The organism is Microcoleus sp. B3-D2 (assembly GCF_036705345.1).
GTDB lineage: Bacteria > Cyanobacteriota > Cyanobacteriia > Cyanobacteriales > Microcoleaceae > Microcoleus.
In genome coordinates this window covers 40,571-54,624 of the sequence record NZ_JAUBUG010000038.1, presented here as the reverse complement: position 1 = coordinate 54,624, position 14,054 = coordinate 40,571, and the positions used below count along the sequence as shown (strand labels likewise).

Genomic DNA, 14,054 nt, shown 5'->3' with positions numbered 1-14,054 from the left:
ACTGGTAGCAGGCTAAAACGGCCCAATGGTTTTAATTTTTCTACTTTTATTGTAGCTGCTTTTCGATCCCCGTCGCTGCAATCTAATGAAACTTAAAACTTGTAGGGTTTTTAGGTGTCCGGTTTTTTAGGTGTAACTACTGAGCTTAACTTTCTCACCTTAAATCTGTTGTTTTAACAGCGGCGCAGGCGATTCAATAATAGCACAATTTCGTCCGTTGCCGATCGCATTTTTGCAGTCGATAGGTCAGATTGATTGACGATAATGCTAAACACCAACGGCTCGTAATTCGGAACTTCGATATATCCCGACAGCGCCGAAACTCCGCTCATAGTTCCTGTTTTTGCTTGCAAATTTACGCGATTTGGTGTATTATTAAAGCGATTTTTCAAAGTGCCGCTCTGCCCAGCGATCGGCAGTGACTGGCGGTAAATAGATGCTGCAGGTGAATTGGCCATAACTCTCAAAGTTTGCACCAAGGCTTCTGGACTAATTAAATTGTGCCGAGACAAGCCCGAACCGTCGGCTAATATGTAGCTGTTTGGATTGACTCCTAATTGAGTTAAAACTGTCTTTAACTCTTTCAAACCCATTTCACCTGTATCCTCTGGCGGCAGGGGCATCTTGTCTGTAACTTTTGCCAGCAATCTCAATATAACTTCTGCATAAAGATTGTTGCTTTCGCGATTAGTTTCTCTCACCAATTCCGCCAGAGGCGGCGATTCAACGGTCGCTAATTCTTGATTTAAATTGCGAGAAGCCGAGGCAACTAAAGCCTGTTTAACAGGAATTCCCTCAGCCGCTAGAACTTGCTGAAACTGCTGCAAAAAATTATTAGCGGGGTTGACAACTGCCACATAAGCTGATTCAGGTTCGCCACCAACTTTCAACTGTCCGCTCACTCGAATTATAGGTCGATCGAACTCCCGGCCAACTTCAATAAACTCAGATTCGTTTTGGGCGACAGTTACTGAATTGTTCTGGAGTTGCCACTGATTTGCCTGCTTAGGTTCGGCAAAAGTAACTTTCAGAGGTTGCCCGAGAGCCTGCGGGGACAAGAGAAGGTCGATCGCGTTTTGATTGAAAATTAAACTGTTAATCGGCGCTCCGTAGCCAGCTTGCGCGTCTTCCCATTCCCAATTCGGATTGACTGCACTGCCTTGAAAATAGCTGTCATCGCCAATCAACTCGTTTACTTGACTGATTCCCCGCTGCTTCAACTGCTGCGCCAAAGATTTCAACTGAGGCTCAGCAATGCTCGGATCTCCCCTGCCGGCAACGTACAAACTTCCATTTTCGCCGCTGTAAACCGATGTCTTAATCCGAAAATCTGCACCGAGTTTCTGCAAAGCAGCGGCTGTAGTTAGCAGCTTGGTATTTGATGCGGGAATAAAATATTTGGTGGCGTCGCGGCTATAGAGAGTAGTAGAAGAAGATAGAGGTTGAATCAAAATGCCCCAGCGCGAGCGACTAAATTCGGGACGATTGGCGATCGCATCTACTTGCGCCCCCAATTCCCCAGGACAAATATCCCCAGAAACCCCCGACGTTTGAGCAGCAACCGCCGACGGACGCCCCAGCACCAGCACTAACAAACTAAGCGCAATTCCTTGGATTTTCAAAGTGGCAGTTCCTTAACAAAAACTATTAAAATTAGATGCGCCAGAGCTTGGAAGTTTCACCGAATCAAGTCAATATTAATAATAATAACGCGCATGAATTCTCGGATTGAACAGCGCTTCTACAGGTTTTCCCTCTTTGAAATGCTCTTCCACAATTAACGGTACATCACTCGGTTTAACTCGACAATACCAAATTTCGTCCGGGGTAACTCGCACAGTCGGGCCCGTGGTGCACTGTCCCTGACAGCTAGTAGCCTCAACTTTCACCCCTGCAAGTTGTTGAGCTTCAAAAGCAGCTAGCACTGCTGCTGAACCATTTTTCAGGCAAGATAGATACTGGCAAACCAATACACAGCGCGCTTCTGGTTGGGAGTCTGGTTCTCGGGTTGGAGATTCTGGCATTGGTAAGGATTTATCGGCTCTTTAAGATATCTTAACAATCTTGTCAGGTCGATCGCTCGCCGGAGGGAGGCAAACGGCAGAATTTTATAGTGCGATCGAAAAAAACAGCAAAATTCTGGCATTCAAACTTTTTCCTTCCTTCTACCTTCTAACGAATTCCTCCAGCAGAGCTGCCTTTCTTCAGTCTGTGTCACGCTTTCCCGATATGATCGATTTAGAGCAACAACTCAATCAACCGCTAATCATGCCAAAAACAGTAGCCGATGTAATGAGCCGCGAGCCGATTTTGGCGCGACCCGAAATGCCCTTGAACGAAGCGATTAAAATTTTAGCCGATCGACGCATTAGCGGTCTTCCCGTCGTAGATGAGAATGACGTGTTAGTAGGAGTCATCTCCGAAACCGACTTGATGTGGCGGGAAACCGGCGTAACTCCCCCCGCTTACATCATGGTGCTCGACAGCGTGATTTACTTAGAAAATCCATCTCGTTACGAGCGAGATCTGCACAAGGCTTTAGGACAAACAGTAGGAGAAGCGATGAGTACAGAGCCAGTTACCATCGGGCCCGACAAATCTGTCCAAGAAGCTGCCAAACTGATGCACGATCGCAGCATCCACCGATTGCCCGTGCTTGATACTGCGGGCAAAGTAATCGGCATCCTCACTAGGGGAGATATTATCCGATCGATGGCTGCCGAATCTTAAATTAACTGTTGCAGTTCTAGGACTGTATCAGAAAATAAGCCGTGAAGCGAAGCTATCCCGTAGGGAATCGCTCTTTCAATCTCGCCCACTTTTTGCAATTACCAATTACCGAGATTGACGACAAGGAAGTCAGGAATACACGCAGAGCTATTTTTTTTTCTTCCTTCTTCCCTCTTCCCTCTTCCTTCTTCCTTCTTCCTTCTTCCTTCTTCCTTCTTCCCAATTATCAAATTTAAAATCGAATGAGCATTACCCCTGAGTCTGTCGAACAATTGCTGAATTCCGAGGATTTTGGCGAAAGACTGCGAGCAGTCAACCAACTGCGGCAACTAGAACCAGCAATCGCCTATAAACTGATTCAAATTGCGATCGGCGACAAAAACGTCCGGGTTCGCTACGCAGCAGTCAGCCAATTATCAACCCTCGGCACGCAGAATCTGGCGAACGCTTTAGAGGTACTGCGAAACAGCTTGAACAACGACCCCGAACCCGACGTGCAAGCAGCAGCAGCCGATGCTTTGGGCGCATTGAAATTAACCGATGCTTTAGAAGATTTGCAGCAAGTTTATAGCAGTACCTCTGAATGGCTGGTGCAACTGAGCATCGTCGCGGCTTTGGGAGAAATGGGAGATCCGAAAGCCTTTCCGATGTTAGAAAATGCCCTGAATTCTGAAAACGAATTGATCCAAACCATTGCCATCAGCGCATTAGGTGAATTGGGAGATAAACGGGCGCTGCCGCTGCTGCTTCCCTACGCTTCCAATGCAGATTGGCAGATCCGTTACAGAGTCGCCCAAGCTTTGGGGCGGTTGGGCGGTGCAGAAGCACAGACAGCTTTGGAAATTCTCGCCAAAGATGAGGTTGAACAAGTTGCTCAGGAAGCTAAAGCCGGACAAGAAAATAGTTTGAAATCTTGAGATTGCTTTGGCGATCGCGAACAACCCTGCGCGGTTGTGAATTTTGAATTAATTTAGAATTTTTTGTGCGGGTTCTAGTAACAACTCTGTTCGCGATCGCACACAGAATTCAGAAACCCGGTTTCTTCCTATATTTCTTGTTCCTGTCTGCAAAACTTGTAGAAACCGGGTTTCTAGCCAGCCAGCGGGCTGGTTGGGTAGCGCCAACCTTACTAATCAGGAAAAAGCTCAAATCTTAAATCTCAAATTTAAAATTGTATTGATGCGACGGGCGATCGCAAATTCCATTGAAACTCTCCTTAAATTCCAGCGTACTCTTCCCTTTCCCAACCATAGCCGGGATCTTGACATCCGCACTTTGACAACAGCTATAATTAGAATAAATAGAGCAGCGGTAGGGATTAACACAATTATTGAATTGTGCCCAGCCAGCTAGGGATCGGGGAAACTATCGTTAAGACGGTAAGCAATCTACCAGCAAAACCAAGTCTTAAAACTGTTTATCATCCCCATGCTTGAACAACTATCAAATTCCGGCTCTCAGTCCTTGGACATTTTAACAGAAGAGCGATCGGCCTCTCAAGTAGCACCAAGCCCAACCAATCAAAACTTTATTAATAGAGTTTTAGAACTTACCAACATCGAACGCAGCAAATTGAGTTTGTCCCCGCTAACCTTAAATACTCAGTTACTAAATGCGGCGGAAAATCACACCCAAAACATGGCACTGCAAGACTTCTTTTCCCATACCGGAAAAGACGGTTCGTCATTAGGAAGTCGGATTAGTGCAACGGGCTATCAATTCTCAGCGGCAGCAGAAAACATCGCTGCGGGCTCTTCTACACCCGAACAAGTTGTATCATCATGGATGAACAGCAGCGGCCACCGCGCTAACATTCTTAACCCCAATCTCAAAGAGATTGGCATCGGTTACTATTTCTTAGCCGACGATACGGGCACAGAAAATTGGAATCACTATTGGACGCAAGTTTTTGCGACTTCTCTTGACGGTAGTGTCAATCCCGCACCCACACCGACACCCACACCAACTCCCACACCAACTCCCACACCAACTCCCAACACATCGGTATCGATTACTTCGCCCATACCCAATGCTACAGGGGACGGCAGCCCGACGACAGCACCCAAAAATACAGCCAGCAACGGCAATTATTTCCTATCAGATAGTGCCGATAGTCAAATACCGACAAATGCTGCGGGATTGCCAATTTTTGCCCTTTCCGGCAAAGACAATATCACCGGGGGAGAAGGTGTTGATAGCATTAATGGAATGCAAGGTGCGGATACAATTAATGGCGCAGGCGGCAATGACAGCTTATCCGGCGGCAAAGAGTCGGATTCAATTGAGGGCGGTGTTGGCAATGATTTTATCAGCGGCAATAACGATAACGATCGACTAATCGGATCTGAGGGTAACAATACTATCCGCGGCGGCAAAGAAGATGATGTCTTGGTTGGCGGTAACAGCGACGATTTGTTGGCGGGCGATCGCGGGCAAGATATTCTAACGGGCGGAAGCGGAAATGATACCTTTATCGTAGCAGGAGGTTTGTCTGCTTCGGCTACTTTAATTAGTGCGGATGTGATTACCGATTTTGAGATCGGGGATAATATTGGTTTGACTGACGGTATGGGATTTGCTAACTTGACTTTTGAAGCTGTGACTTTGCAGTTGGATGGAGGTGCAAGCATCGCTTCTACGGCGATTAAGTCGGGCAGTAATTATTTGGGAATCGTGCAGGGTGTAAGTCAAAGTCAGCTTACATCTTCTGTTTTTGTCAACGCCTAAAAAACAGCATACCCAGATTCCCGACTTCTTGGAGAAGTCAGGAATCTAAAAACGAGAGCGCTTTACGTTTAACTTTGAGAGCATAATCGGGGTGGCTGTTTTGAGAGATTGGTTTGTTATACAGTCGTGGACGGAAAAACACGGCACTGGTTCAGCTTAAAAGTGGGTGGCAAGAGCGAGAGATGCTGCATCAGACTGAAACGACTCGTTTAGCAGTTTGGTGATTGTATCAGCGTTAGCAGGGCGACTGAAGTAAAACCCTTGACCTTCATGGCACCCTCGCGCTTGCAGGTAGTCACGCTGCTCTTTGGTTTCAATGCCTTCTGCGGTGATCGTTAATCGCAGACTTTTTGCCAGAGCAATGATGGCATCAGTAATGGTGGCGCTGTCCGGGTTAGACAGTACATCTTTGACAAACGATCGATCGATCTTGAGCATATTAACCGGAAACCGTTGCAGGTAGTTGAGGGAAGAATAACCTGTGCCAAAGTCGTCTAGGGCGAGGGACACGCCAAGTTCTCGCAGTTGCGTTAAGATTTTGACCGATCGATCAATGTCAGTCATCAAGGCAGTTTCAGTCACTTCCAGTTCTAAATACGCAGCTTCGAGTTCGGTCTCTGCCAGAATTTGGCGAACCATCTCAACCAGATTCGGCTGCTCAAATTGTCGAGCCGACAGATTCACCGAAATCCGCAGCGCTGGCAGCCCAGCCACTTGCCAGCTACGGGTTTGAGCGCAAGCCGTTCGCAAGATCCATTCACCAATGGGCACGATCTCGCCATTGGCCTCGGCGATCGGAATAAATTTTACCGGAGGGACCAAACCCTCTGTAGAATGCTGCCAGCGAACCAGCGCCTCCGTTGCTGTCACCCGTCCGCTGTCGAGGTCGATCAGCGGTTGATAGTAAACCAGTAGTTCGTTACGCTCCAGCGCTCCGCGCAGGCTATTTTCTAGGGTCAGTCGCTCCTGTAACTGAACGTTCATTTCGGGTGAATAAAACTGATAGTGACTACGCCCTTGCTGCTTTGCCTGATGAAGTGCGAAGTGAGCTTGCTGAAGAAGTTGCTCTGGAGAATTGGTATTTTCTAAATGGTTCAATGTAATACCAAGACTGGCGGTGAGGTGGATCGGTTGACCCTCTACAGAGAAAGGTTTTGCTAGCGTACTCAGCAGCAGTTGGGATAGCTTGACCACACTCTCCAGCGAGTGGAGTTCGCTGCGAGCGATCGCAAACTCACCGTCGCCCAAACGCGCCAAGACATCTGACCCATCCATGCACTGTACCACCCGTTGGGAAACGGCTCTAATTAGTAAGTCGGATATCCCAGGCTCCAACACATGGCGCATCCCTGTGAAATCATCGATACCCAATACCAGAACTGCGACCAGGGGTGAGTGATTTTGGGATCGGGTTTGATTCAGGCGATCGCAGAATAAGTCACGATTGGGCAATCCAGTCAGTTCATCGTAGTGGGTAATGTAATGAATCAATTCATCTAGTTTGTAAAGCGTTTGTGAGGAATTTGCCATCAGCGTACCGACTTCATCAGTAAACTCTGTGGGTAAGTTCGGCAATGTTCTTGTATCGAGGTAGTTTTGTAGAGCCTCCGAGGTTAAGATTACCGGAACCAGGAGGTAGCGTAGCGTATAAAGCGTTGCTCCCGTACCCGCTAATGTCGCCAGCAGAGCAATCAGCAGAACCCGGACTGATGTCTCTACCGAGTAAGCGTTTGAGGTAAGAAACCAGACCATTAAGGTTAGCAAAGGAACGTGCGTGCCTAAAAATGCAACCACCATAATTTTGGCAGTGTAGCTTTTTTTGAGCCAGGGGAGATGCCCCAAGGATGAGTATAGGTTAAGGTTAGGCTTTGGTTGCATAGGACTCGGTTTAAAATTTTAAAGTGGGTAGAGTATCCAGCAGTCTCGTACTAGGTGCGTTGGCTTCAGAAACGGCTTTTTTAACTAAGGAGCGATCGCCTTAGATTTGACAGATATTTTACAAATCGATCGACAATATCGAGCCGCGATCGCTTGTCTGATAAAATATCCAAGTGATCGCCCAACAACCCATATATATACTGACCCTAATCGCCTTTTTCAAAAACGTGTGTGATCCGCGCCACAATTCACCAAAATCGACTTTTTTGAAAGCTACAAATGATCTACCTTCAGCTTTTAGTCCGCTACTGATAACTAATGACTAATGACTAATAACTAAATTACTAAAAGGGTAACTATGAAAAAAGTAGCCGTGTTTGGCAATACGGGAGGCGGTAAATCAACTCTCAGCAAGAGATTATCGGAAATCACTGGTTTGCCACTTTACGCCTTGGATAAGATTCAATATCAGTCTGGGGGCGCTGAGGTTCCAAATGAAGAATATAAGCGTATCCATGAGAAAATTTTGGCTACTGACCGATGGATTATTGACGGGTTTGGTTGCCTGGAAACCGTCTGGCTTCGACTCAATGAGGCGGATAGTCTGGTTTTTATCGATTTACCACTATACGTGCATTTTTGGTGGGTGACTAAACGGCTGATTACAGGTAAGTTTATAGCGCCAGAAGGCTGGCCCCAAAAGAGTCCTATCTTGCAATACTCCGGACAGTTTTTAAAGAGGGATGCGATCGCTTTTGCAGCAGAAAAGTGAAAACAGTGAGTGCAATCTGAACCAAAAATAAACAGAAAAAAAGGCACTATTTTCGGTTAAGCTATAAAAACACACAAGCTCAACAGATTGCCTTATGAATATTATGGAATCCATCTTACAACAAATGCCAGGAATTAGTCAACCCCAAAAGAAGTTTTTAATCACTTTATTCTCAACTATTTTGCTAGCCTATGGCAAAATCAAATTCACCAATCTCAGTCGTTATAGTTATTTGAGCGAAAAAACCTACCGTCGTCACTTTCTCAAAAGCTTTAACTTTCCACAATTTAATCAATATTTTCTCGCGTGTTGCCTTAAATCCTGAACACACAATCATTGCTGTTATTGATTGTTCTTTTGTCAGGAAAAGTGGCAAGAAAACTGACGGTAAAGCTTATTTTTATAATGGTGTAGCTGGTAAATCGGAACAGGGGTTGGAAATTTCTGTGATTTCTATTGTCGAAATTGAGACTCGTTTATCTTATAGCTTAAGCGTACAACAAACTCCGTCACGTCCTCAAATAAAGTCGGTGAAAAAAATGCCACCAAATCCCAAGAATTGCTGGTCTAAGAAATCTCGCAAAAAACCTGAGCCTCAAAGCTCAACGCCTGACATCACAAGAGTTGATGACTATGCACAACATCTAAAGAATACTCGTTATTTCTTCCCCACTTCTGTACGTTATTTGGTGGCTGATGGCTATTACTACCGCTCTAAATTCTGGGATGCTGTGCGGGAGTTAAATTTAGACTTTATTGGCAAGTTACGAGTTGATGCTAACCTACGCTATCTTTATACAGGTGAACAAAAAAAACTGGGAGCACCTCGCAAATATGATGGCAAGGTTGACTGCCATGATTTGAGTCGTCTTAATTTTGTTAAAGACCTAAAACCTGGAGTTTCCTTATATACATTGGTTGTGTGGAGTTGTTGTTTAAATTGCCAATTTTTTTTTGCTTGTATCTCTGAGGTTCAAGCCAACGGGACAATCAAAAATGCTTTATTATTTAGCACTGATATTCATTTACCACCTGAGCAAATTGTTGAATATTATCAGGCTCGCTTCCAGATTGAATTTATTTTTCGTGATGCCAAGCAATTTACGGGATTGTCTGATTGTCAAGCTCGTCATTTACCACGGCTGGATTTTCATTTTAATGCCAGTCTTATTGCCTTAAATTTAGCCAAACATCAACTCTCTAGTTGTCATTCATCTGCCAAGTCTTTTGTGTTTTCAATGGCCTCTTATAAACGGCTGGAATAAAATCGCGCATCTAGTTTGTACCTTTATTGATAAGTTAGATTTAGACCGGGATTTGATTTTAAATCACCCTAACCTTCCTTCAGTCTTGTCTTATGGTACTTTGGCTGCTTAAAAACTGTCCGGAGTATTGATCTTGAAGAGTTCAATTAATAGTTACCGCGTTCTTTGGTTGTGTCACAAGTATTTGACTCCCAGATATCGCGAGTATGTCGATCGTGTTCAAAATACCAAAAGTGTTTATCACATCAGATCCACTGAAGAGATTTCACAATTTTTTGAATCGATAGTGCAAATGACAGTTGATAGTTGACTGCTGTTATTTGTTATTGATTATTGGTTAGCTGCTACCAATAACCAATAATATTATGTCCGATCGAGTGAGCGCGAATACCTTCCTCGGGGCGGGTTTACCGCATCTCTCATTGTCAATATAGATGGTTCGTTAATCTGCCCCTACAGCAATTATGGGCGAAGCGAAGCGGAGGGAATTGACCGGACACGATCTAACTAATAATCAATAACTAATCGCCAATAACTAATGACTACTGACTACTGACTAATTGATGCCACAGCCGATCGCAAATTCCCTTGAAACTCGCCCAAAATTCGATCGCACTCTTCCTTCTCCAAATTAGTCCAGTGCATCATCAAAGCTAATTTTACAGACTTGCCGCTTTTTTCGAGCAAAAAACCCGCCTCCTCCCGGCTTAAATCAGTCAAATCCTGCAACATCCGCACAGCCCGATCGCGCAATTTCTTATTAGTCACCGCCACATCAACCATCCGATTGCCGTAAACCTTCCCCAGCTTCACCATTACCCCAGTCGAAATGATATTTAAAGCCATTTTTGTTACTGTACCCGCTTTCAAGCGCGTCGAACCCGCCACTACCTCCGGGCCCACCAACAACCGAATATCAACATCAGCCTCAAAATTCACTTGTTCGACGGGAACGCAGGCCATAAACACAGTCTTCGCCCCCCGCTGGCGTGCCGCCTGCAAAGCGCCCGCGACAAACGGCGTCGTACCTCCAGCCGTAATCCCGACAACCACATCTAAGTTGGTAATGTGACGGTGGGCGATCGCCTCGGCCCCATCCTCAGCCCGATCCTCCAAATCCTCCGAACTCCGCACCAAAGCCCCCGCACCCCCGGCAATTATGCCCTGTACGAGTTCTGGCGGCGTGCAGAAGGTGGGGGGACACTCGGCGGCATCCAGCACCCCCAAACGCCCGGAAGTACCCGCACCGACGTAAAACAGTCGGCCTCCTTGACGCAGAGACTCGGCTGCAATGTCGATCGCTTCGGCTAACTGTTCGCGGGCACGGGCGATCGCGCTTAAGGTTTGGGCGTCTTCCCGGTTGAACAAGTCCACTAATTCGATCGAACTGAGTTGGTCTAAATTCTCGCTGTTGGTATTCACCTGTTCAGTCAGCAGATGGCCCCGTTCTTCCAAATTCTTCATTTTTTCTCAGTTGTTAATTGTCAGTTGTCGGCCTTCAAGCGAAGTCAGGAGACATACAAAGTCCCAGGTTCAGCCTGCAAGCCTGTATCTACAAATGAAGCCCTTGATTGAGTACGCTGGAAGAGATTAAATTTATCCTTCTTCCCTCTTCCTTCTTCACATCGAGCCTCGAATCTCAATATCCACCCGTTACATCCGCTACAGAATCCGTTGCCGAACCTTCCTTTTACAAAAGTCCTTCGAGTCGGCGGCGAATAGAATCCAGTTCGTTTTGGGAAACCTCAGAATCCAGAGCGAGATCCGGCTCGGGCTCCGGCTGCCACTGAGTCTGTGTTACATTGTTTTCTGGCGGAATCTCCAACGCCCCCGCCGGTATGAGTTCCCAATCATAATCAACACTGTTGCAGAAATCCTTAATTTCCTCCTCGTCGATCGCCTCGACAGTGGGTTCGGGGAAATCCTGAGCTTCCAACATCACGCCAAAGCGGGTGGCGTCGTCTTCTGACTCAAACATCAGAACTTTATTGCGATCGCCGAGTTGAATGGTATGAATTCCCTCATTCTCGGTGCGGGCATTGAAGAGTAAGACGAACACTCGCATAAGTTTTAAAGACCTTCTTAACCACCATTTTTTTATCTTAGAAGCGATCGGGCAACCGATTTTAAATTTTATATTTTAGATTTTAGATTGACCAGCGATCCTGCACTGGCGGGCTCGAAAGGAATTGGGGCATTTGGACGACTTGGTTTGATATTTGAGATTTTAGATTGACCGCCGATCCTGCACAGCGGGGGAAACCTAGAGGATTTGGGGGAGTTGGAGGACTTGGTTTTAGGCGATGTTGCGTGTTTTGATTAAGTTCGGTAAAGGTTTCTGGAGTCTACCCTGGAGTGGGGGCGTGCCTTCGACCTTCGCTGCGCCCGATCGGCACTTCCGACCTCACTTCTGAGTCTACCAAAGGCAGAAGCCACGCTGGCGAATCACAGAAATTATACCTGTCTAAAATTGGCTGATTCCCTTAATTCCTGAATTCTCTGATTTCTGAGAAACACCCATGACTAACTCCGACGATAACAAAAATCAACTCGCACCCCATCCCCACCGCCGCTGGTGGCGTCTGCTGCTGCTTAGCGGTACGGGATTGGGCATTATCGCCTTGGTTGGGGCGGCGGTAGGATACCAGTGGGTGCGGGAAAAGTTAGCTCCTTTGGTGGAAACTGAAGTCAGTCAGTTGCTGAAGCGGCCCGTGCAACTCGGACGTTTGGAGGGATTTTCTCTGACAAGTTTGCAGTTTGGCCGATCGACTTTACCTGCAACTCCTACCGATCCGGATTACGCTTCTACAGAAGCAGTTAAAGTAAAGTTTTCGGTTTTGCAACTGCTGTTCACCCGCAATCTCAAATTAGATATTACCTTAGTTAAAGCCAGCGCTTATATCGAACAGGATGCTAAAGGCCGCTGGGTTAATATTCCAACTGCGGAGCAGAAATCTCCGGGTTTATTTAAAACTGAAGTTGAAGCATTTCGAGCTGAAAATTCCGTCGCAGTTTTGGTGCCGCGTCCCCCAGTCGGACAGACAACTTCGGCTCCGATTTCTGTAAATTTGAAAAATGGCAGTGCTCTATTTCGCGACCAAAACCAGCGCGTTCTCTACGAAGTAAACGGTCAGTTTACTAATAGCGATAATTTTATACTTAAAGCTGATTCTATGTTACCTGCAGCTCAAACTAACCTGCAGTTGCAAGGTCAAAATTTGCCTTTACCCGACCTCGCTCGCTTGCTAAGACTTTCCGGCATTTCTTTACAAAAAGGTCTGGCTAATGGCAATTTGACCGTGCAAGTGCGAGAGAATAAAGTATCGGGAATTACTGGGACGGCTAGTTTTGGAGGAGTGCAAGCGAGTATTGCTCCCTTGAAACAAATTATACAAAATAGCAGCGGTCAGTTGCGGTTTCAGGGAACTAATGTGATTGTCGATAGTCTGGCGGCTAATTACGGTCTAATTCCGCTTAGAATAGCCGGAACAGTCGCAACTGGAACTAATTTTAATTTGGAGAACGCTAGCTTCAATCTGGCAACTAGCGTGCAACCAGTGGCTTTTGCAAGTGTTGTCACTGCGGTGGAGACAGAGTTAGGACAGAAAGTAGTATTGTCGGTTGCTGTTGCGGGGGAGGTGAAGGCCGATGTCAAGCTAACTGGAACCGTCAATCAACCGGTGGTGACAGGTGCGATCGCCTCGACAAAACCCGCTACGGTCGATCGACTGCAATTAAATAATATTAGCACTAATTTCAAATTGGAACGCGGGAGAATAGCTAAAACCCCAACTCCCAATTCTAAATCTTCTATTCCCCCGTTTTCCTCTTTAGCTTTGACTTTGAGCGATATTTTGGTAGTGCCTGCGGCGGGGGGTAAAATTGGCGGCAAAGGTGAAGTTGATATTGCTTTAAAAAGTAAGAATTATCCATCTGGTTTGGTGTTTGACTTGCAAGCTGAAAACTTGCCTGCAGATAATCTCGCCCAAATTTACGCTCTCCCAATTCCTGCTACTGTTACAATTGGCAGTGTCTCCGCAAAAGCTCAAATTTTTGGCCCGTTAGACAACATTCAAGCGAGAGTTCAATGGCAAGCACCGCAAGGAACTTTCCCCGCAGCGGGCTCCATTCGAGCCGCAAGGAATTCGGCAGATTTGCAAAATACAGTTGTGAAAATTGGCGACGCTTCTGTTAACGTGGATGCTGCGCTAAAAGACCGTCAGTGGCAAGCTATCATTGAGGGCAATGGCGTGGATCTCAACAGTTTGCGGCAAGTCCTGCCAGACCTTAATTTGCCTCCTGAAGTAGCGGGTTTGGTCAGCGGAACCGCCGAAGCTGCGGGAACTCTGGACAATTTGAGTTTAAATGCGATCGCTGCGACGGGCAAAGGAACGCTGAATATTGCTGACAGTATTGTTGATGTTAATGGCGAACTAGAATCGGGTAACTGGCAAGTTTTTGGCAACACTGAAAAAGTTGCTCTCAATCAATTGATTGATATTGGCTTGCCGTTTATAGCACGGGAAACGCCAGCCAATCGGGAGAATCTAGAAGCTAAAATCCAAAATCTTAAAACGTTAAACGGACAGCTAGCAGGTAAATTTCAAGCGGCGGGAAATGTTGACGATTTGACTGCTGGCGGAATAAATTTTAGTAGCAACGGTAGGCTCTACTTTGCCGAC

Annotated in this window: 10 protein-coding genes and 1 pseudogene; 6 read left to right on the top strand and 5 right to left on the bottom strand. The window is 46.2% G+C overall.

Annotated features, from left to right (window positions below; genetic code table 11):
* Positions 1-173: 173 nt before the first annotated feature.
* Both dacB and QUB14_RS15845 read right to left on the bottom strand, forming a co-directional pair.
* Entirely contained in the window at positions 174-1,616 is a 1,443-nt protein-coding gene (gene dacB, locus QUB14_RS15850) for a D-alanyl-D-alanine carboxypeptidase/D-alanyl-D-alanine endopeptidase (RefSeq protein WP_445251847.1), read from the bottom strand.
* 81 nt (positions 1,617-1,697) lie between these two features.
* Entirely contained in the window at positions 1,698-2,024 is a 327-nt protein-coding gene (locus tag QUB14_RS15845; RefSeq protein ID WP_333217865.1) for a (2Fe-2S) ferredoxin domain-containing protein, read from the bottom strand.
* 244 nt (positions 2,025-2,268) lie between these two features.
* Here QUB14_RS15845 and QUB14_RS15840 point away from each other — a divergent pair, with 244 nt between their 5' ends.
* From QUB14_RS15840 to QUB14_RS15830, 3 genes are all read left to right on the top strand, one after another.
* Positions 2,269-2,730 (top strand): CBS domain-containing protein, encoded by a 462-nt coding sequence (locus tag QUB14_RS15840; protein WP_333217880.1) that lies wholly within the window; start codon positions 2,269-2,271, stop codon positions 2,728-2,730.
* Positions 2,731-2,972: 242 nt separating this feature from the next.
* Positions 2,973-3,647 (top strand): phycobilisome degradation protein NblB, encoded by a 675-nt coding sequence (gene nblB / locus QUB14_RS15835; RefSeq protein ID WP_333217864.1) that lies wholly within the window; start codon positions 2,973-2,975, stop codon positions 3,645-3,647.
* Positions 3,648-4,158: 511 nt separating this feature from the next.
* A complete protein-coding gene (locus QUB14_RS15830) occupies positions 4,159-5,457 on the top strand; it encodes a CAP domain-containing protein (RefSeq protein ID WP_333217863.1) in 1,299 nt (432 codons plus the stop codon).
* Between the two features lie 156 nt (positions 5,458-5,613).
* Here QUB14_RS15830 and QUB14_RS15825 read toward each other — a convergent pair whose 3' ends face one another.
* Entirely contained in the window at positions 5,614-7,254 is a 1,641-nt protein-coding gene (locus tag QUB14_RS15825) for a bifunctional diguanylate cyclase/phosphodiesterase (RefSeq protein WP_333217862.1), read from the bottom strand.
* Between the two features lie 439 nt (positions 7,255-7,693).
* Here QUB14_RS15825 and QUB14_RS15820 point away from each other — a divergent pair, with 439 nt between their 5' ends.
* Together QUB14_RS15820 and QUB14_RS15815 are read left to right on the top strand one after the other, a co-directional pair.
* Positions 7,694-8,107 (top strand): hypothetical protein, encoded by a 414-nt coding sequence (locus QUB14_RS15820; protein WP_333217861.1) that lies wholly within the window; start codon positions 7,694-7,696, stop codon positions 8,105-8,107.
* 290 nt (positions 8,108-8,397) lie between these two features.
* Positions 8,398-9,372, top strand: a complete 975-nt coding sequence (locus QUB14_RS15815; protein WP_333217879.1) for a transposase — start codon at positions 8,398-8,400, stop codon at positions 9,370-9,372.
* A 549-nt stretch (positions 9,373-9,921) separates the two neighbouring features.
* Here the strand turns inward: QUB14_RS15815 and murQ are convergent.
* Both murQ and QUB14_RS15805 read right to left on the bottom strand, forming a co-directional pair.
* Positions 9,922-10,836 (bottom strand): N-acetylmuramic acid 6-phosphate etherase, encoded by a 915-nt coding sequence (murQ, locus tag QUB14_RS15810; RefSeq protein ID WP_333217860.1) that lies wholly within the window; start codon positions 10,834-10,836, stop codon positions 9,922-9,924.
* A gap of 226 nt (positions 10,837-11,062) precedes the next feature.
* Positions 11,063-11,437, bottom strand: coding sequence for a DUF3110 domain-containing protein (locus tag QUB14_RS15805; RefSeq protein ID WP_333217859.1), 375 nt, complete (start codon positions 11,435-11,437; stop codon positions 11,063-11,065).
* Positions 11,438-11,891: 454 nt separating this feature from the next.
* Between QUB14_RS15805 and QUB14_RS15800 the strand changes: the two are divergent.
* A pseudogene (locus QUB14_RS15800) lies at positions 11,892-14,054 on the top strand (translocation/assembly module TamB domain-containing protein); the annotation flags it as partial.